The following is a 16,109-nucleotide window of genomic DNA, read 5'->3' as shown; positions in this document are numbered from 1 at the left end:
GGATGTTCGGCAAGCGCACAGGCCAGCCCGGCGTCGCCCCGGCGCCCGCACGCCCCGCCCCGGCGACCGTCGCGGCCGAGCCTGTGTCGGTGTTCAAGACGGAGAGCGCGCCCGCGCCCGCCGCCAGACCCGCGCCGGACTACGCCTTCGCCGACGAGGCGTTGGAGCCGGCGGCCGAAGCCTTCGCCCGCGCCGATGCGCCGTCCGTCTCCAGCGGCCCCGCCACGGCCTCGGTCGACCGGCTGGACGCCTTGGCCTCGCGCCCCCGGCCCAAGCCCGAGGCGCCGCGTCCGGCCGCCGGCGGCGGCGCGGGCCCCAAGCCCACCGCCGGTCTGGAACAGCTGAAGAAGGCCCAGGCGGTCGCCGAGATCGTCCGGGAACAGAGCGACTATTATCACGCCACGAAGACGACGATCTTCAACGCGCTGATGAACACCATCGACCTGGCCCAGTTGGCGCATCTGGACCAGAAGGCGGCGTCGGAGGAAATCCGCGACATCGTCTCCGAACTGGTGGCGATCAAAAACGTCTCCATGTCGGTCGCCGAGCAGGAGCATCTGGTTCAGGACATCGTCAACGACGTCCTGGGCTATGGTCCGCTGGAGCCGCTGCTGAGCCGCGACGACATCGCCGACATCATGGTCAACGGCGCCGGGCGGGTCTTCATCGAGGTCGCGGGCAAGGTCCAGCTGACCAATGTGCGGTTCCGCGACAACACCCAGCTGATGAACATCTGCCAGCGGATCGTGTCGCAGGTCGGCCGCCGCGTCGATGAATCCAGCCCGATCTGCGACGCCCGTCTGCCGGACGGGTCGCGCGTCAACGTCATCGCGCCGCCCCTGGCCATCGATGGTCCGACCCTGACCATTCGTAAGTTCAAGAAGGACAAGCTGACGATGAAGAACCTGGTGGAGTACGCCTCCATCAGTCCCGAGGGCGCGCGCGTTCTGGGCGTCATCGGCGCATCGCGATGCAATCTGGTCATTTCGGGCGGCACCGGCTCGGGCAAGACGACCTTGCTGAACACCCTGACGGCCTTCATCGACCCGACCGAGCGGGTCATCACCTGCGAGGACGCCGCCGAACTGCAGCTGCAGCAGCCGCATGTGGTGCGTCTTGAAACCCGCCCGCCGAACCTGGAAGGCCAGGGCACGATCACCATGCGCGACCTGGTGAAGAACTGCCTGCGGATGCGTCCCGAGCGGATCATCGTCGGCGAGGTGCGCGGACCCGAAGCCTTCGACCTGTTGCAGGCGATGAACACCGGCCATGACGGCTCCATGGGCACGCTGCACGCCAACAGCCCGCGCGAGGCCATCAGCCGGATGGAGTCCATGATCACCATGGGCGGATACGGCCTGCCGTCGCGCACCATCCGCGAGATGATCGTGGGATCGGTGGACGTCATCATCCAGGCCGCCCGCCTGCGCGACGGCTCGCGCCGGATCACCCACATCACCGAAGTCGTGGGACTGGAAGGCGATGTGATCGTGACGCAGGACCTGTTCGTCTATGACATCACCGGCGAGGACGAGAACGGCAAGATCGTCGGTCGTCACCGTTCGACCGGCATCGCGCGTCCGCGTTTCTGGGACCGCGCCCGCTATTACGGGTTGGAGCGCGAGCTGGCCGACGCCCTGGACGCGGCGGAATAGATCATGCTGCCGATCCTCGCCGCCGTTCTGGCCTTCATCACCATTGGCGGCCTGGGCTGGGTCTTCGTCGGCGGCGATAACGCCTCGTCCCAGGCGGTCAAGCGCGCCCAGACCATCGGCGAAGGCAAGAAGAACTCCGCCGCGGCCGCCCGCAAGGCCGCCGTCGCCAACACGCCCGAGGCGCGCCGCAAGCAGATTCTGGTCCAGTTGCAGGAGGCGGATCGGCGCGAGCGCAAGGCGCGCACGACCCTGGCCTCGCGGCTGAAACAGGCGGGTCTGAGCCTCAGCGTGCGGACCTTCTACATCGTCTCGGCCGTGGCCGGGGTGATCGCCCTGCTGTTCTCTCTTGTGCTGGGTCTGCCGATCCTGGTGGTGATCGGCCTGGGGCTGATCTTCGGCCTGGGTCTGCCGCGCTGGATCGTCGGCTTCCTGGGCAAGGGGCGGATGAAGAAGTTCTCGCTGGAGTTCCCCAACGCCGTCGACGTCATTGTGCGCGGCATCAAGTCGGGCCTGCCGGTGCATGAGTGTTTCAAGATCATCGGCCGCGAAAGCCCCGCCCCGCTGGGACCGGAGTTCCAGAAGCTGGTCGAGGGGCTGGGCGTCGGCCTGACCCTGGAGCAGGCGCTGGACAAGATGTTCCAGCGGATGCCGACGCCCGAGCTGCGCTTCTTCACCATCGTCATCGCCATCCAGCAGAAGACCGGCGGCAATCTGGCCGAGGCCCTGGGCAATCTGTCGGCCGTGCTGCGCGCGCGCCGGATGATGGGCGAGAAGATCAAGGCCCTGTCGTCCGAGGCCTTGGCCTCGGCCGGCATCATCGCCTCCCTGCCGCCGGCGGTCATGCTGATGGTGATGGCGACGACGCCCGCCTACATGATGCCGCTGTTCAACGACATTCGCGGCAACTTCCTGTTGCTGATCGCGGCCCTCCTGATGGCCACCGGCGTCTTCGTTATGAAGCGCATGATTTCGTTCAAGTTCTGAGGCGGCGTCATGGAAGGTTTCATCCGCTTCATCACCGATCCTCAGAACCTGCTCAGCATCGGCGTGGGCGTGCTGGTCTTCGCCACCGTCCTGACCCTGATGTCCTCGATGACCGGCGGGGTGAAGCTGGACAAGCGGATGAAGGCGGTCGCCGAACGCCGCGACGACCTGAAGCGCCGCTCGCGCGCCAGTCTGGCCGCGGGTCAGGGCGCGCTGCGTCACACCGACGACGGGTTCAAGAAGCGGGTCGTGGACCAGCTGAACCTGACCAAGCTGCTGGAAGACCCCAAGGTCGCCGGCCAGATGGCCCAGGCGGGCTATCGCGGGCCCAAGCCCCTGACCACCTTCTACTTCTTCCGCTTCGCCACCCCCTTCATCTTCATGATCGTGGCGGCCTTCTACATGTTCGTCATCAAGGTCGTGGACTGGCCCGCGATGCAGAAGCTGACGCTGGTGATGGCGGCGGCGGTGGCGGGCTTCTATGCGCCCAACCTCTATCTGAAGAACCGGATCGACAAGCGCCGCACCTCGATCATGCAGGCCTTTCCCGATGCGCTGGACCTGTTGCTGATCTGCGTCGAGGCGGGGATGTCGATCGAGGCGGCGATCACCAAGGTCAGCCAGGAGATGGGGCCGTCGTCCATCGATCTGGCCGAGGAACTGTCGCTGCTGTCGGCCGAACTGTCCTATCTGCCGGATCGGCGGGTGGCCTATGAGAATCTGGGCAAGCGCACCAACCATCCTGGCGTGAAATCGGTGGCGACCGCCATGACCCAGGCCGAGACCTATGGCACGCCGCTGGCGACCGCCCTGCGCGTCATGGCCAAGGAAAACCGCGACCTGCGCCTGTCGGCGGCGGAGAAGAAGGCGGCGGCCCTGCCGGCCAAACTGACGGTGCCGATGATCCTGTTCTTCTTGCCCGTGCTGTTCATCGTCATCCTGGGACCGGCGATCATGAACGTGATGGACATGATGAAGTCCGGCAACTAGCCCGCTTCGGCGGCGGTCTTCAGTCCTTCGGCAATGGCCTCGTGCGCCTTGCGGATCGCCGGGCGATGCTTGTCGTGGAACAGTTCGCCGCGCAGGCCCGAGAAGCGCACACCCGCCGCGACAATGCAGTTGCCCGGCGCCAGTTCCTCGATCTGGATGTAGCGCAGGCTCTGGAACAGGAAGCCGCGCCGTTCCGCCCATACCAGACGCCCGCGCGGCTGCCATTCGACGATCTGGGCCAGGGCCTGATGCGGCGCCATTTCGGGCCAGGTCTCGGTCATGGTCAGGCGGCCGCCGAAGGCGATGACGCCCTCGACATCGGCGTCCATCGGGTTCCAAGCGCTCCAGCCGGCCAGGTCCGAAACCAGATCCCAGATCCGGTCCGAGGTCGCCTGAACCCCGACGCGCTTTTCGATGCGAGTGTCATCCATGACTTCGCTCTGACACGGCTTGCGGCCCGAAGAAAGGCGCCAGTTCGCCGCCGCCCTGGTTCGGTCCAGCCGCTTTCAAGCGCCGGCCGTCGTCCAGCCCCAGCCGCGTCTTGACCTCGAACAGGTCCGCGCCCGCCGGCACGATCAGCAGCTTCTTGGGCTGGGCCGCATTGACCGCCACCACCGCCCCCTTGGGACAGACGTCGAAACAGTCGGCGCCGGTGACGACCAGTTCGCCCTTGCGCCCCGACTTGCCCTTTTTGAGCCGCAGATATTTCCGCAGCGCCTTCTTCAGCGTCAGATCGCCATCGGGACCGAAGCCGCCGTCCAGCTTTTTGGAGCATTTGCGGCAGACCAGGACCACGTCCCGCCACTGGGTCTTCGCGCTCTTGAAGTCCTTGTCGGCCATGCGGACAGGGATCGCCGTTTGCGGCGCCTTACACAAGCGCTCGTGGCGTCGTCAGGCGCGGGCGGATCGAAATTTCATGCGACCTTCACAGAAGCGGACAGGGCGCCCCGTTCGATCAGCCGTTGGCGATCATCGTCTGGATGTCCTTGGGCTTGGGCAGGGACGAGCCCTGGGTCGAATAGGTGGTCAGTTTGCCGTTTTCCCACAGCCCGACCTCCATCGCCCGCTGCGTCGGATCGATCATCATATAGGCCGCGTTGATCCCGCCCTCGTGGGCCTTGTTGCCCGAGGTGTAGAGGACCGACCCCTCGCGCTCCAGCGGCGCCTGGGTCTGCATATTGGCGCGCAACGTCTCGTATTTGTCGCCGAGCAGGGTCTTGAGGTCAGCCGTGACGGCGCTGTCCTCGATCAGCTTGCTGGCGTTCGGATACTGGCCGACCAGAGCGTTCAGCGAGGTCCAGTCCGTCGCGGCCGGGACGGCGATCGGGGCGACCTGGGCCGGCGCCGCAGGCGGGGCGGGCGCGTCCGATCGCTCGGGCGAGCCGCAGGCGGCGATCGACAGCGTCAGGGCGGAGACGAGGACGACGGGTGTGGCGCGCAGCGACATGCGGATGATCCTTTCAAGAGTTCCAGAGCGAACGTGAAGGCCGGCCCGGCCGTTCCGTCAGCCGCCCAGTCGGGCCATGACCGTCTCGATCACGCGACGATACACGGCGGTCAGGGCGTGCAGTTCGGCGGTCGGCACCCGCTCGTCGATCTGGTGCATGGTCTGGCCGACCAGACCCAGCTCCAGCACCGGGCACAGGGCGCGGATGAAGCGGGCGTCGGAGGTGCCGCCGGTGGTCGAGGCCTCGGGGCGGCGGCCCAGTTCGGCCTCGACCGCGTCCTGAACGGCACTGACGAAATCGCCCGGCTGGGTCAGGAAGGCCTCGCCCGAACACAGATGCTCCAGCGTGATCTGAAGGCCCGTCTCGGCCTGGACGGCGCCGGCCTCGCGGTTCAGCCAGTCGATCAGGTCGTCGCCCGTATGGCTCGGGTTGAAGCGGATGTTCAGCCGCGCGGTCGCCTGGGCCGGGATGATGTTCGTCGCCGGATTGCCGATGTCGATGGTGGTGATCTCAAGGTTCGAGGGCGGGAAACCCTCATAGCCGTCGTCCAGCCCATGGTCGTTCAGCCGCGTCATCAGCCGGGCGATCACGGGCGCCGGATTGGCCGCCCGTTCGGGATAGGCGACGTGGCCCTGTTTGCCCGTGACGGTGATCCATGTGTTCAGGGAACCGCGCCGTCCGACCTTGATCATGTCGCCCAGCTGTTGCGACGACGACGGTTCGCCGACCACGCAGGCGTCGATGACCTCGCCCTCGGCGGCCAGGGCCTCGACCACCCGCTTGGTGCCGTGCAGCGCCGGGCCTTCCTCGTCGCCGGTGATCAGGAAGGACAGGGAGCCTTGGGGGGCCCCCTCGGCCAGCACCTGGGACACGGCGGCGACCCAGGCGGCGATCCCGCCCTTCATGTCCACCGCGCCGCGCCCATAGAGGACGCCGTCCCTGACTTCGGCCTCGAACGGCTGGGCCGACCACTGGTCCGACGGGCCGGTCGGGACCACGTCCGTATGACCGGCGAAGCACAGATTGGGCGAGGCGGTCCCGCGCCGGGCGTAGAGGTTCTCGATCCGCGCATGGACGCCCTGTCCCCCCGGCCCCTCGAAGGCCAGGCGACGGCAGGTGAAGCCCAGCTCCGTCAGATGGCGCTCCAGCACCGCCATCGCCCCCTCATCGGCCGGGGTGACGGAGGGACGGCGGATCAGGGCCTGGGTCAGTTCGACGGGATCAACAGGTGCGCGGCTCATGCGCCTATGCTTTAGGGATGTTCCACGCCCGCGAGAAGTCCACGCCGCCCCCCGCTATCGGAAGACCGTGACCACAGAAACCCTCGACACCGGCCCCGCCGCTCCGCCCGTTCCGCCGTCTCCGCCCGAGGGGCCGTCCAGCCCGTGGGGGATACGCGATTTCCGCTTGCTGTGGTTCGGGCGGGTGGTGGCTGTGCTGGCCATCCAGATCCAGTCCTCGGCCCTGTTGTGGCAGGTCTATGAGATCGCCCGGCGGGATCATCCGATCGAGGAGGCCAGCCTGTATCTGGGGCTGGTGGGCCTGTGTCAGTTCCTGCCGCTGCTGGCCTTTACGCTGCCTGCGGGCGCCATGGCGGATCGGCGCGACAGGAAGCGCACCGTGTGGATCTCCATCCTGGTCGAGGCGGCCTGCGCGGGGTCGTTCCTGGCCATGGCGCTTCACGGCGCCCCGCCGCTGTGGGGCCTGTTGGCGGTCGCCGCCGTGTTCGGGGCGGCGCGGGCGTTTCTGGCCCCGGCCAGCCAGGCCTTCCTGCCTATGGTGGTGGGGCGAAAGGCCCTGCCGCCCGCCATCGCGGCCCAGTCCATCGCCTTCCAGACCGGGGCCATCGCCGGCCCGGCCCTGGGCGGGGTGATCGTGGGGGTCAATGTGCCCCTGGCCTATGCGGTGTCGCTGGGGATGTTCCTGATGGCCGTCGCGGCCTTCGTCCTGATCCGCACCAGCGGCAAGCCTGCGCCCCAGCCCAACGCCCTGTCGCCGGTGGACTCGGTCAAGGAGGGGCTGGCCTATGTGTGGAAGACCAAGATCGTGCTGGGCGCCATTTCGCTGGATCTGGTGGTGGTGCTGCTGGCGGGCGTCGCCTTGCTGACGCCCATCTTTGCGCGCGACATCCTGCATGTGGGGCCGCAGGGGTTCGGCCTGCTGCGCGCCGCCTTCGGCGTCGGGGCCATGGTCATGGCCATCTATCTGAGCCGCTATCCCATCGTGCGGCACGGCGGGGTCTGGATGTTCGCGGCGGTGGCGGTGTTCGGCGCCTGCACCATCACCTTCGGCCTGTCGAAGATCGTCTGGCTGTCGGGCCTGGCCCTGTTCATCGGCGGGGCGGCGGACATGATCAGCGTCAATGTGCGCCAGACCCTGATCCAGCTGGCCACGCCCGATCACATGCGCGGTCGGGTGTCGTCGGTGTCCATGCTGTTCATCGGCGCCTCGAACGAACTGGGCGAGGCCTATTCCGGCCTGATGGTGCGCCTGCTGGGCGCGGTGGGCGCGGCGGTGTTCGGCGGCGTCGGCGCCCTGGCCGCGACGGGCGCGTGGTCGTGGATGTTCCCGGGGCTGCGGAAGGCGGACAGGCTGTCGTGAGTCGTGATTGGTGAATCGTGAGTCCGACAATCACGATTCACGCATCACCATTCACGCCTTCCGCTTCACCACACCCTGAAATGCTTCGACAGCTTCAGGCCCTGGTTCTGATAGTGGCTGCCGCTTTCGCCATACAGGCGGCTGGGGCGTTCGGTCAGGGGCTCATAGACCAGGCGGGCGACGATCTGGCCGTGTTCCAAGAGGAAGGGGGTGTCGTGGGTGCGGACCTCCAGCACGCCCTTGGAGCCCGCGCCGTGCGCCTCGTCGGTGCCGAAGCCGGGGTCGAAGAAGCCGGCGTAGTGGACGCGGAACTCGCCCACCGACGGGTCGATGGGGGTCATTTCGGCGGCCTGATCGACGGGGATCTCCACATCGTCGGACGAGGCCAGGATGTAGAACTCGCCGGGGTCCAGCAGCAGTTCGCCGCGACGTAAGGACAGCGGCTCCCAGAAGTCGCGCGGGTCGTGGCCGTCGATGTGGTCCAGATCGACCACGCCCGCATGGCGGCGGCCGCGGAAGCCGACGATGTCGCCCCCCTGCAGATCGACGCCGACCGAACGGGTCTCCAGCTTGGGCGGATCGCCCGCCTTCAGCCGCAACTGGTTCAGGCGGGTGCCGGGACGGACCAGGATGGAGAAGGTCTGGGGCGCGACCTCCATATAGAGGGGGCCGTCATAGCCCTCGGCCACGTCGTCGAAACTGGCGCCCTGATCGGTCAGCAGGCGCACGAAGACGTCGACGCGCCCGGTCGAGCTTTTGGGATTGGCGCGGGCGATCAGCCCCTTGGGCAGGTTCAGCCGCTCCTGCAGGCGCACGATATAGACGCAGCCCTTTTCCAGAACCACGCCCGCGTCGGTGATCTCGATGGCGTGCATGGCCACGTCGGCGATCCGTTCCTCGACCTTGCGGCGGCCGGGCAGGAAGGAGGCGCGGACGCGCCAGGCCTGGTCCGACAGGCGCAGGTCCAGGCTGGCGGGCTGGACCTGGTCGTGATCGAAAGCGGTGTCGGACGTGATGGCGCCCGTGGCGATCAGCGTCTCGATGGACTGGGCGGGAAGGATGCCGGGGCGCGGCGCCTGGAAAATGCTCATGGCGTCTGTCTCACACGGATTTCACGACTTGTCTTCAAGTCGCGCTTGCAGCCCGCGCGCGGCGGGGCGAGCATATAGCCCATGCACGATGGTCCTGCCTATAGCGCCGAAACGAACGGCATCCTGATCCGGGTGCGGCCCTCCTATCTGGCGGGCCAGTCGGACCCCGAGGCGGGGCGGTGGGTATGGGCCTATCAGGTCGAGATCGTGAACATGTCGGGATCGACGGTGCAGCTGATGGCGCGGCGCTGGACCATCACCGACGCCCACGGCCATGTCGAGGAGGTGCGCGGCCCCGGCGTGATCGGCGAACAGCCTGTGATCGCGGCGGGCGACAGCTATTCCTACGCCTCGGGCTGTCCGCTGCCGACCGACAGCGGGTCGATGGTCGGCGCCTATTTCATGACGGATGCTGACGGGCGCAGTTTCGAGGCGGACATTCCGGCGTTTTCGCTGGATACGCCCGGCGCGCGGCGGGTGCTGAACTGACAGACATCCTCCCTCCGTGAAACGCAGCGGAACGGGGGAGGGGACCGCGAAGCGGTGGAGGGGGCGGACGCAGGCCCGGCGTCGAACGCCAGCGATGAACTGACCTTCGATCTGTCTCAGGTCTTTGAAGTCGAATCCGGTTTCGCCCCCTCCACCCCGCTTAGCGCGGTCCCCCTCCCCCGCTGCGCAGGGGAGGATCGAGGAGAGGCGGATGGGGCTGCGTCAACCCGGATGAACCGCAGCCCCGCCCCCTGAAGTCTCGCCGGCCGCTTACGCGAGCCGGCGAGGGGGATCTGCGCGAAGCGCGGTAGCGCCCTTAGATATAGCGCCGCAGGCTGCGGGCCAGGTCGGATGAGCCGTCCTTGCCGCGCTTGACCTGGGGTTGGTAGGCGACGCGGGCGTGTTCGACGCAATAGACGCCTTCCGAGGCGCGGCGGCCGCAGAAGCTGAACTCGCGCGAGGACGGGTCGCCGATCGGCCATTTGCACATATGGGCGCCCAGGGTCATGACTGTGGCGGTGCCCGGCAGGTCCGGCATCGGGGCGGGAACGGGGGCGGCCGGCTGGACCGGCTTGGGCTGGACGGCTTCCAGACGGCGCGGGGCCGAAGGCTGGGCCGGCGCCGGGGCGGGCGCGGGGGCCGCCGGGCGCGGGCGGCTGGTGCGGAAGGTCGCGGCGACGGTGCGCGCCGGCTGCGACGGCGCGGCCCGGCCCGACAGGCCCAGGCGATGCACCTTGCCGATCACGGCGTTGCGGGTCACGCCGCCGCCCAGTTGTTTGGCGATCTGGCTCGCGGACTGGCCTTCCAGCCAGAGCTTCTTCAGCGCGCCTACGCGGTCGTCGGTCCAGCCTGCGGTCATGCCACCCTCCAGCGAGTTTGGATTCAATATCTAGGTCCAGGCGCCCCCTCCGGGGTCTTGACCTACAACTAATCGTAAACCAGCCGTTAATGGACGCAAGATGTGCGAATCATCCTGTCCACAGAAACCAGATATTGAATCATCGTTAAGGTTAAGGCGGATGGGTGAGTGGTGAGTGGTGAGTGGTGATGTGTGAGTCACGGGTGCGCGTCGCGCGGTCACGATTCACCACTCACCAGTCACCCCGACCTTGCGAAGCCGGGCCTCAAAGCGCATCTGGCGGGCCATGACCGATACGCCCGCCCTGATCTCCACCCGCCCCGCCGGCCTGCCGCAGCCGCGTCGTTATCCGGGGGTCAACTGGATCGGGGTGCAGACCCTGTATCTGCGGGAGGTGCGGCGGTTCTGGAAGGTGGGCGCCCAGACGGTGGCCGCGCCGGTGGTGACGACCCTGCTCTATATGCTGGTGTTCGTGGTGGCGCTTCAGAACGCCCGGCCGCCGCTGCACGGCACGCCCTTCGCCCTGTTCGTCGCGCCGGGCCTGATCATGATGGCCATGCTGAACAACGCCTTCGCCAACGCCTCGTCCAGCCTGATCCAGGCCAAGATCATGGGTACGGCGACCGACTTCCTGACCCCGCCGCTCAGCCCGCTGGAGCTGACGCTGGGCTTCACCCTGGGCGCCGCGACGCGCGGTCTGGCGGTCGGCCTGGTCACGGCGATCTGCGTCCTGCCGTTCGCGCCCCTGCACATCGCCAACATCTTCGCCGTGATCTGGTTCGCCCTGGCGGCCAGCTTCATCATGGGCATGGTCGGGGTTCTGGCCGGATTGTGGAGCGAGAAGTTCGACCATCTGGCGGCGGTCCAGAACTTCGTCGTCATGCCGATGACCTTCCTGTCCGGCACCTTCTATCTGGTCGACAACCTGCCCGAGCCGTTCCGCGCGATCAGCCATTTCAACCCCTTCTTCTATCTGATCGACGGCTTCCGCTACGGTTTCATCGGCCATGCCGAGAGCGATCTGACGGTCGGGGTCGTCGGGTCGGCGGTTCTTATGGCGGTGATGGGCGCGGTCTGCTGGCTGGTGTTCCGGTCAGGCTGGCGTCTCAAGAGCTAGGGGGCTACCTAGTGGGGCGTATCCTCCCGGAGATCCGCCCATGCTGTTTCGCACTCTCGCCGCAGTTTCGGCCCTGCTGGCCGCCACGCCCGCCCTGGCCCAGGAAGGCGCCAGCGATCGCGCCGACATCGTCGCCGGCGCCCGCCAGTTCATCAAGCCGACCAATGCCGAGCGGACCCAGGTTCTGGTCGGCTTCCTGACCACCCTGGGCCTGACGCCCGAAATCCAGGTCTTCCAGGGCGGCAACAACGCGACCGGCCCGATGGAGGGCGCCAATGTCGTCGTCACGGTCGGCCAGGGCGACAAGGATATCGTCCTGACCGCCCACTATGATGCGGTGAAGCTGCGCGACGGAACCCTGTCGCAGGGCATCGTCGACAACGTCGGCTCGGTCATGGCGATGATGGAGGCGGCCAAGACCCTGGATATGGCGCTGGAGGGCCAGCCGGTCGCCCACCGCTTCGTCTTCGTCTTCACCGACCAGGAAGAGCTGGGCCTTCTGGGCGCCAAGGCCTTCCTTGAAAAGCACGGCAAGGACCGCATCGCCGCCGTCATCAACGCCGACGTCGCCGCCTATGGCCAGACCATCATGTACGGCGAGAACAACGGCGAGCAGTCGCGCTTCGTGCTGGAGACGCTGCGGACCCTGTGCGCCGAGCGTAACTTCGACTGCATGCCCTATCCGACCTATCCGCCCAGCGACGACCGCGCCTTCTCGGCCGCCGGCGTGCCGGTGGTGTCCATGGGAACCCAGGACGCGGTCGGCGCCCACCAGATGTGGCTGGCCTTCAACGGCGGCGAGAACAGCGGCCTGAAGGAGGGCTTCGTCCCGCCCGTGTTCCAGCGCATCCATTCGACCGACGACAAGCTGTCGTATCTGAAGGGCGCCGATGTGGCCCGTTTCGGCCTGTTCATCGCCGACCTGGGCCTGGCCCTGGACAAGCGGCTGGTCGAGAACCAGGCCAAGGCCGACGCCGTCGCCGCCGAAACCGCGCCTGCGCCGGGCGGCGAAGACTGATGATCGTCGTGGAGGTGGCGGGCGTCCAGCCGACGGCGAAGGAGGGGCGGCCCGCGATGTCGGCCTGGCCCAGCCTGAAATGGCCGCTGAATCTGCCCCTGATCCTGCTGGCGGTGACGATGATGCTGACCGTCTTGGTGGTCTGTTCCGATCGCGATGCGGGCGGCGACTGGCGTTTGATCGTCCTGCTGCAGGTGATCGGGCTTTATGGCTTCGTCGGCCTGAGCATGTTCGCCCAGCGCCGGCTCGCCGCTGTCGGCCGCGCGGCGCCCGCCTGGCGCCATCCACTGGACTGGAGCCTGTCGTCGGACGGTTTTGTCGTGGTCGGGCCAGGTCTGGAGAGCCGGGTGGACTGGCGTCTGGTGGCCGCCGCAGTCGAGGAGAAGGATCGTTGGATCTTCGCGGCGTCGCCGAACAGCAACTTCATCCTGCCGCTGCGTCTCCTGGACGCGGATCAACGCGCGGCCGTGCGCCGGCTGGTCGAGGACGCCCGAGCGCGCGGCGTCCTGGGCGCCGGTGTTGACTAACCCCTTCACTAATCCGACAACGCCTGTCCGTATCAATCCGGCTCCGTCGCTCGCGGCGGAGCCGTCTCGCTTTTGGAGGTCTTGGTCCCGTGTCCACTGAACATCTGATGGGTGTCTATAATCGCGCGCCGCTGGAAGTGGAACGCGGCCGAGGCGCGCGTCTGTGGGCGACCGACGGGACCGAATATCTCGATTGCGTCGCCGGCATCTCGACCAACGGCCTGGGCCACGCCCATCCCGAACTGGTCCAGGCGGTCAAGGATCAGGCCGAGAAGCTGTGGCACGTGTCCAACATCTTCCGCATTCCGGGGCAGGAAGCCCTGGCCGACGCCCTGTGCGAGAGCAGCTTCGCCGACGTGGTCTTCTTCACCAATTCGGGCACGGAAGCCGTGGAATGCGCGCTGAAGACGGCGCGCAAATATCATTCGGCCAACGGCGCGCCCGAGCGGATCGACATCTACGGCTTCGACGGCTCGTTCCACGGCCGGACCTATGGCGCGATCAACGCCGCCGCCAACCCCAGCTACACCGAGGGTTTCGGCCCGCCGATGCAGGGCTTTCACCAGCTGAAGTGGGGCGACAAGGACGCGCTGAAGGCCGCCTTTGAGAGCCCGACCACGGCGGCCGTGATCCTAGAGCCGGTTCAGGGCGAGGGCGGTTGCCGCGAGACGCCGGTCGAGGACCTGCGCTGGATGCGCGAGATGGCCGACGCCAACGGCGTGCTGATCATCTTCGACGAGGTCCAGTGCGGCATGGGCCGGACCGGCAAGCTGTGGGCCTATGAATGGGCGAACATGGCGCCGGACATCATGGCGGTGGCCAAGGCGCTGGGCGGCGGCTTCCCCATCGGCGCCTGTCTGGCCACGCAAGAGGCGGCCAAGGGCATGACGGCGGGCGTTCACGGCTCCACCTTCGGCGGCAACCCGCTGGCGATGGCGGTGGGTCAGAAGGCTCTGTCGCTGATCAACTCGGCTGATGTGCTGAACAATGTCGCCGAGATCGCCGGCTATCTGAAACAGCAGTTGGCGGGCCTTCAGGAACGCTTTCCCGACGTGATCGTGGACGTGCGCGGCAAGGGGCTGCTGATCGGGGTCAAGCTGGTCCCGAACAATCGCGAGTTCATGGCCCTGGCGCGCGACACGCAACAGCTGCTGATCGCCGGCGGCGGCGACAACTGCGTGCGGATGCTGCCGCCGCTGAACCTGACGCTGGACGAGGCGCGCGAAGCTGTCGCCCGCTTCGAAGGCGCCTGTAAGGCGGCGCGCGAGAAGCTGGCGGCCTGATCGGGTTCATCACAACGGGCACGGCGAATGCACGACGGACACGACGGGAGGTCGCCTGTTTCACCGGAAGTGAATCAGATCGGCCGCGCCGTCATGTCCGTCGTGCATTCGCCGTGCACCGGGAACTTGGGCCGGGCTTGCTGGAGTCGGTTTACGAACACTGCCTCGCCAGCGACCTGGTCCGCGCCGGCCTCGCCGTGGAACGGCAGGTCGCCATTCCCGTCCATTATCGTGATGACCGACTGGATGTTGGCTTTCGCCTCGACCTGCTCGTGGAGCGTCAGGTGATCGTCGAGGTGAAAGCGATCGACGCCCTGGCGTCGATCCATACCGCCCAGATTCTGACCTATCTGAGGTTCTCTCGGGTTCGATTGGGCTATCTGATCAACTTCAATACGCTCAGACTCAAGGACGGCTTTCGCCGTCTGGTTTTATGATCTCGCCGCCCGCTCTTCGTCGTGTTCGTCGTGACGTCGTTGTGCTCTTTGTGATGAACCCCTTCTCGCCCCGACCGGATCGCCCATGACCCGCCACTTCCTCGATATCCATCGGCTCGACGCCGCCGATCTGCGCGCCATTCTGGACGACGCCCATGCCCGCAAGGCCGCCCGCAAGGGCTGGCCCCAGGGGCGGGCTGACGCCGATGCGCCGGGCCGGGATAGGGTTCTGGCGATGATCTTCGAGAAGAATTCGACCCGCACCCGCTTCAGCTTCGACGCCGCCATCCGCCAGCTGGGCGGCGCCTCGATCATCGCCACGGCCTCGGACATGCAGCTGGGGCGGGGCGAGCCGGTCGAGGACACCGCCCGCGTCCTGTCGCGGATGGTGGATGCGGTGATGATCCGCGCCAACGATCACGAGGATGTCGAACGCTTCGCCCGCGTCTCGACCGTGCCGGTCATCAACGGCCTGACCGACCGTTCGCACCCGTGCCAGATCCTGGCCGACCTGCAGACGATCGAGGAGCATTCCGGGCCGATCGCCGGCAAGACCGTCGCCTGGATCGGCGATGGCAACAACGTCTGCCACAGCTTCATGCATGCGGCGCCCAAGTTCGGCTTCCACCTGAACGTCGCCTGCCCGGCGGAATATCACCCCGACCTGCGCGACCTGGCCAAGGGCGGCGACGCCGTCACCCTGACCAGCGATCCGAGGGAGGCCGTCAAGGGCGCCGACGTGGTGGTCACGGACACCTGGGTCTCGATGGGCGATCAGGACTATGAGGCGCGTCTGGCCGCGTTCGAGACCTATTCGGTCGACGAGGCCCTGATGGATATGGCCGATCCCGACGCCGTCTTCCTGCACTGCCTGCCCGCCCACCGCGGCGAGGAAGTCACCGACGCCGTCATCGACGGCCCGCGCTCCCTGGTCTGGGACGAGGCCGAAAACCGCATCCACGCTCAGAAGGCCGTCTTGGCCTGGTGTTTCGGCGGCTGATCGCAAAAAAAGGCGAGCGCGATGGCGCTCGCCTTTCCGCTCGTTGCGGTGGATTGACCTACAGCCTTACGTCCGACACGCCGCCGGCGTCGGGGATGGACTTGGTCATATTGGCCTTGAGGACTTCATAGGCGAAGCCGATGGCGCCCTTGTCGGAGACCCAGACGCGGCCGTCGTCGGCGTCGAAGCGCACCATGGTCAGGTGAGGATCGTCCTTGCCGTCGGGATACCAGGCGGCGACGACGGGGTTCCAGTATTTCTCGATCCGGGCGCGGTCCTGGTCGATGGCGAGCGCGCCGTGGATGCAGGCCTGAACCTTCTGGTCCTTGGCCTGATAGCAGAACATCCCCTTCTGACCGCCCGAGGCGACGTCGCGGGCGAAGTCGGTGTCGTCGCGGGTGAAGAACCAGATCGTGCCGGTGTCGTCCTCGCCATAGCCGGTCATCGGCTGGTGGTGATAGCCGGGGCGGTCGATGCCCAACATGCCGGTGTTGGAGTCCTTCAGGCTCTTCCAGAATTCCTTCTCGGCCTCGGCGGGGGTCAGTTGATCGCTCATGCGGCGTCTCCGTTGATGGGTCGCACCATCAACCGTCCGGCGTATGTCGGGTTC

General features: G+C 67.1%; 18 protein-coding genes. 11 read left to right on the top strand and 7 right to left on the bottom strand.

The features are described from left to right. Positions 1-2 precede the first annotated feature (2 nt). The 3 genes from SH203_RS11605 to SH203_RS11595 are packed head-to-tail and all read left to right on the top strand — an operon-like array spanning position 3 to position 3,629. Positions 3-1,655: a CpaF family protein gene (locus SH203_RS11605; RefSeq protein WP_234989485.1), complete on the top strand. Its 1,653-nt coding sequence runs from the start codon at positions 3-5 to the stop codon at positions 1,653-1,655. Positions 1,656-1,658: 3 nt separating this feature from the next. Then, positions 1,659-2,639 carry a type II secretion system F family protein gene (locus tag SH203_RS11600; RefSeq protein ID WP_087121102.1) on the top strand — a complete coding sequence of 327 codons (981 nt, stop codon included), beginning with the start codon at positions 1,659-1,661 and terminating at the stop codon, positions 2,637-2,639. A 9-nt stretch (positions 2,640-2,648) separates the two neighbouring features. Continuing rightward, on the top strand, positions 2,649-3,629 hold the full coding sequence (locus tag SH203_RS11595; RefSeq protein ID WP_087121101.1) for a type II secretion system F family protein: 981 nt from the start codon (positions 2,649-2,651) through the stop codon (positions 3,627-3,629). Here SH203_RS11595 and SH203_RS11590 read toward each other — a convergent pair. The 4 genes from SH203_RS11590 to dapE form a co-directional block, all read right to left on the bottom strand. Continuing rightward, positions 3,626-4,060 carry an SRPBCC domain-containing protein gene (locus tag SH203_RS11590; RefSeq protein ID WP_087121100.1) on the bottom strand — a complete coding sequence of 145 codons (435 nt, stop codon included), beginning with the start codon at positions 4,058-4,060 and terminating at the stop codon, positions 3,626-3,628. The two genes, SH203_RS11595 and SH203_RS11590, sit on opposite strands and share 4 nt — an antisense overlap. Then, positions 4,053-4,469 (bottom strand): hypothetical protein, encoded by a 417-nt coding sequence (locus SH203_RS11585; protein WP_234989484.1) that lies wholly within the window; start codon positions 4,467-4,469, stop codon positions 4,053-4,055. Before SH203_RS11585 ends, SH203_RS11590 begins: the two co-directional genes overlap by 8 nt. A 115-nt stretch (positions 4,470-4,584) precedes the next feature. Next, positions 4,585-5,076 (bottom strand): hypothetical protein, encoded by a 492-nt coding sequence (locus tag SH203_RS11580; protein ID WP_087121099.1) that lies wholly within the window; start codon positions 5,074-5,076, stop codon positions 4,585-4,587. A 57-nt stretch (positions 5,077-5,133) separates the two neighbouring features. After that, on the bottom strand, positions 5,134-6,318 hold the full coding sequence (dapE, locus tag SH203_RS11575) for a succinyl-diaminopimelate desuccinylase (RefSeq protein ID WP_087121098.1): 1,185 nt from the start codon (positions 6,316-6,318) through the stop codon (positions 5,134-5,136). 67 nt (positions 6,319-6,385) lie between these two features. Here dapE and SH203_RS11570 point away from each other — a divergent pair, with 67 nt between their 5' ends. After that, a complete protein-coding gene (locus SH203_RS11570; protein ID WP_234989483.1) occupies positions 6,386-7,678 on the top strand; it encodes an MFS transporter in 1,293 nt (430 codons plus the stop codon). 65 nt (positions 7,679-7,743) lie between these two features. Here SH203_RS11570 and SH203_RS11565 read toward each other — a convergent pair whose 3' ends face one another. Then, a complete protein-coding gene (locus SH203_RS11565) occupies positions 7,744-8,769 on the bottom strand; it encodes a 2'-deoxycytidine 5'-triphosphate deaminase (RefSeq protein ID WP_087121097.1) in 1,026 nt (341 codons plus the stop codon). A gap of 81 nt (positions 8,770-8,850) precedes the next feature. Between SH203_RS11565 and apaG the strand changes: the two genes are divergently transcribed. Beyond that, the gene (apaG, locus tag SH203_RS11560) at positions 8,851-9,258 is read left to right on the top strand and encodes a Co2+/Mg2+ efflux protein ApaG (RefSeq protein ID WP_087121096.1); all 408 of its coding nucleotides are present in this window, start codon (positions 8,851-8,853) and stop codon (positions 9,256-9,258) included. A 316-nt stretch (positions 9,259-9,574) separates the two neighbouring features. Here apaG and SH203_RS11555 read toward each other — a convergent pair whose 3' ends face one another. Then, a complete protein-coding gene (locus SH203_RS11555) occupies positions 9,575-10,117 on the bottom strand; it encodes a GcrA family cell cycle regulator (RefSeq protein ID WP_087121095.1) in 543 nt (180 codons plus the stop codon). Between the two features lie 286 nt (positions 10,118-10,403). Here SH203_RS11555 and SH203_RS11550 point away from each other — a divergent pair, with 286 nt between their 5' ends. From SH203_RS11550 to argF, 6 genes are all read left to right on the top strand, one after another. Beyond that, the gene (locus SH203_RS11550) at positions 10,404-11,234 is read left to right on the top strand and encodes an ABC transporter permease (protein ID WP_087121094.1); all 831 of its coding nucleotides are present in this window, start codon (positions 10,404-10,406) and stop codon (positions 11,232-11,234) included. A gap of 40 nt (positions 11,235-11,274) precedes the next feature. Next, complete coding sequence (locus SH203_RS11545) at positions 11,275-12,252, top strand: M28 family metallopeptidase (RefSeq protein WP_087121093.1); 978 nt, start codon at positions 11,275-11,277, stop codon at positions 12,250-12,252. Continuing rightward, on the top strand, positions 12,252-12,779 hold the full coding sequence (locus tag SH203_RS11540; RefSeq protein ID WP_087121092.1) for a YcxB family protein: 528 nt from the start codon (positions 12,252-12,254) through the stop codon (positions 12,777-12,779). The genes SH203_RS11545 and SH203_RS11540 overlap by 1 nt, the downstream gene beginning before the upstream one ends. 89 nt (positions 12,780-12,868) lie before the next feature. Then, on the top strand, positions 12,869-14,062 hold the full coding sequence (locus SH203_RS11535) for an aspartate aminotransferase family protein (RefSeq protein ID WP_255376569.1): 1,194 nt from the start codon (positions 12,869-12,871) through the stop codon (positions 14,060-14,062). 113 nt (positions 14,063-14,175) lie between these two features. Beyond that, positions 14,176-14,499 carry a GxxExxY protein gene (locus tag SH203_RS11530; protein ID WP_087121090.1) on the top strand — a complete coding sequence of 108 codons (324 nt, stop codon included), beginning with the start codon at positions 14,176-14,178 and terminating at the stop codon, positions 14,497-14,499. An 85-nt stretch (positions 14,500-14,584) separates the two neighbouring features. Then, a complete protein-coding gene (argF, locus tag SH203_RS11525; protein ID WP_087121089.1) occupies positions 14,585-15,499 on the top strand; it encodes an ornithine carbamoyltransferase in 915 nt (304 codons plus the stop codon). Between the two features lie 58 nt (positions 15,500-15,557). On the opposite strand, the gene SH203_RS11520 is transcribed toward argF, so the two are convergent. After that, entirely contained in the window at positions 15,558-16,055 is a 498-nt protein-coding gene (locus SH203_RS11520; protein ID WP_087121088.1) for a pyridoxamine 5'-phosphate oxidase family protein, read from the bottom strand. Between the last annotated feature and the right edge of the window lie 54 nt (positions 16,056-16,109).

The sequence above is a fragment of the Brevundimonas sp. SH203 genome (assembly GCF_002157625.1).
Lineage (GTDB): Bacteria > Pseudomonadota > Alphaproteobacteria > Caulobacterales > Caulobacteraceae > Brevundimonas.
Note: the sequence above shows the minus strand (reverse complement) of the source record. Positions and strands in the feature narration are given on the sequence as shown.

What these genes read in the sequence shown, in the direction of transcription:
- dapE (WP_087121098.1), bottom strand. Translation starts at nt 6,318, where the DNA reads ATGAGCCGCGCACCTGTTGATCCCGTCGAACTGACCCAGGCCCTGATC.
- SH203_RS11590 (WP_087121100.1), bottom strand. Translation starts at nt 4,060, where the DNA reads ATGGATGACACTCGCATCGAAAAGCGCGTCGGGGTTCAGGCGACCTCG.
- SH203_RS11565 (WP_087121097.1), bottom strand. Translation starts at nt 8,769, where the DNA reads ATGAGCATTTTCCAGGCGCCGCGCCCCGGCATCCTTCCCGCCCAGTCC.
- SH203_RS11550 (WP_087121094.1), top strand. Translation starts at nt 10,404, where the DNA reads ATGACCGATACGCCCGCCCTGATCTCCACCCGCCCCGCCGGCCTGCCG.
- argF (WP_087121089.1), top strand. Translation starts at nt 14,585, where the DNA reads ATGACCCGCCACTTCCTCGATATCCATCGGCTCGACGCCGCCGATCTG.
- SH203_RS11600 (WP_087121102.1), top strand. Translation starts at nt 1,659, where the DNA reads ATGCTGCCGATCCTCGCCGCCGTTCTGGCCTTCATCACCATTGGCGGC.
- SH203_RS11595 (WP_087121101.1), top strand. Translation starts at nt 2,649, where the DNA reads ATGGAAGGTTTCATCCGCTTCATCACCGATCCTCAGAACCTGCTCAGC.
- apaG (WP_087121096.1), top strand. Translation starts at nt 8,851, where the DNA reads ATGCACGATGGTCCTGCCTATAGCGCCGAAACGAACGGCATCCTGATC.
- SH203_RS11520 (WP_087121088.1), bottom strand. Translation starts at nt 16,055, where the DNA reads ATGAGCGATCAACTGACCCCCGCCGAGGCCGAGAAGGAATTCTGGAAG.
- SH203_RS11605 (WP_234989485.1), top strand. Translation starts at nt 3, where the DNA reads ATGTTCGGCAAGCGCACAGGCCAGCCCGGCGTCGCCCCGGCGCCCGCA.
- SH203_RS11555 (WP_087121095.1), bottom strand. Translation starts at nt 10,117, where the DNA reads ATGACCGCAGGCTGGACCGACGACCGCGTAGGCGCGCTGAAGAAGCTC.
- SH203_RS11545 (WP_087121093.1), top strand. Translation starts at nt 11,275, where the DNA reads ATGCTGTTTCGCACTCTCGCCGCAGTTTCGGCCCTGCTGGCCGCCACG.
- SH203_RS11585 (WP_234989484.1), bottom strand. Translation starts at nt 4,469, where the DNA reads ATGGCCGACAAGGACTTCAAGAGCGCGAAGACCCAGTGGCGGGACGTG.
- SH203_RS11540 (WP_087121092.1), top strand. Translation starts at nt 12,252, where the DNA reads ATGATCGTCGTGGAGGTGGCGGGCGTCCAGCCGACGGCGAAGGAGGGG.
- SH203_RS11580 (WP_087121099.1), bottom strand. Translation starts at nt 5,076, where the DNA reads ATGTCGCTGCGCGCCACACCCGTCGTCCTCGTCTCCGCCCTGACGCTG.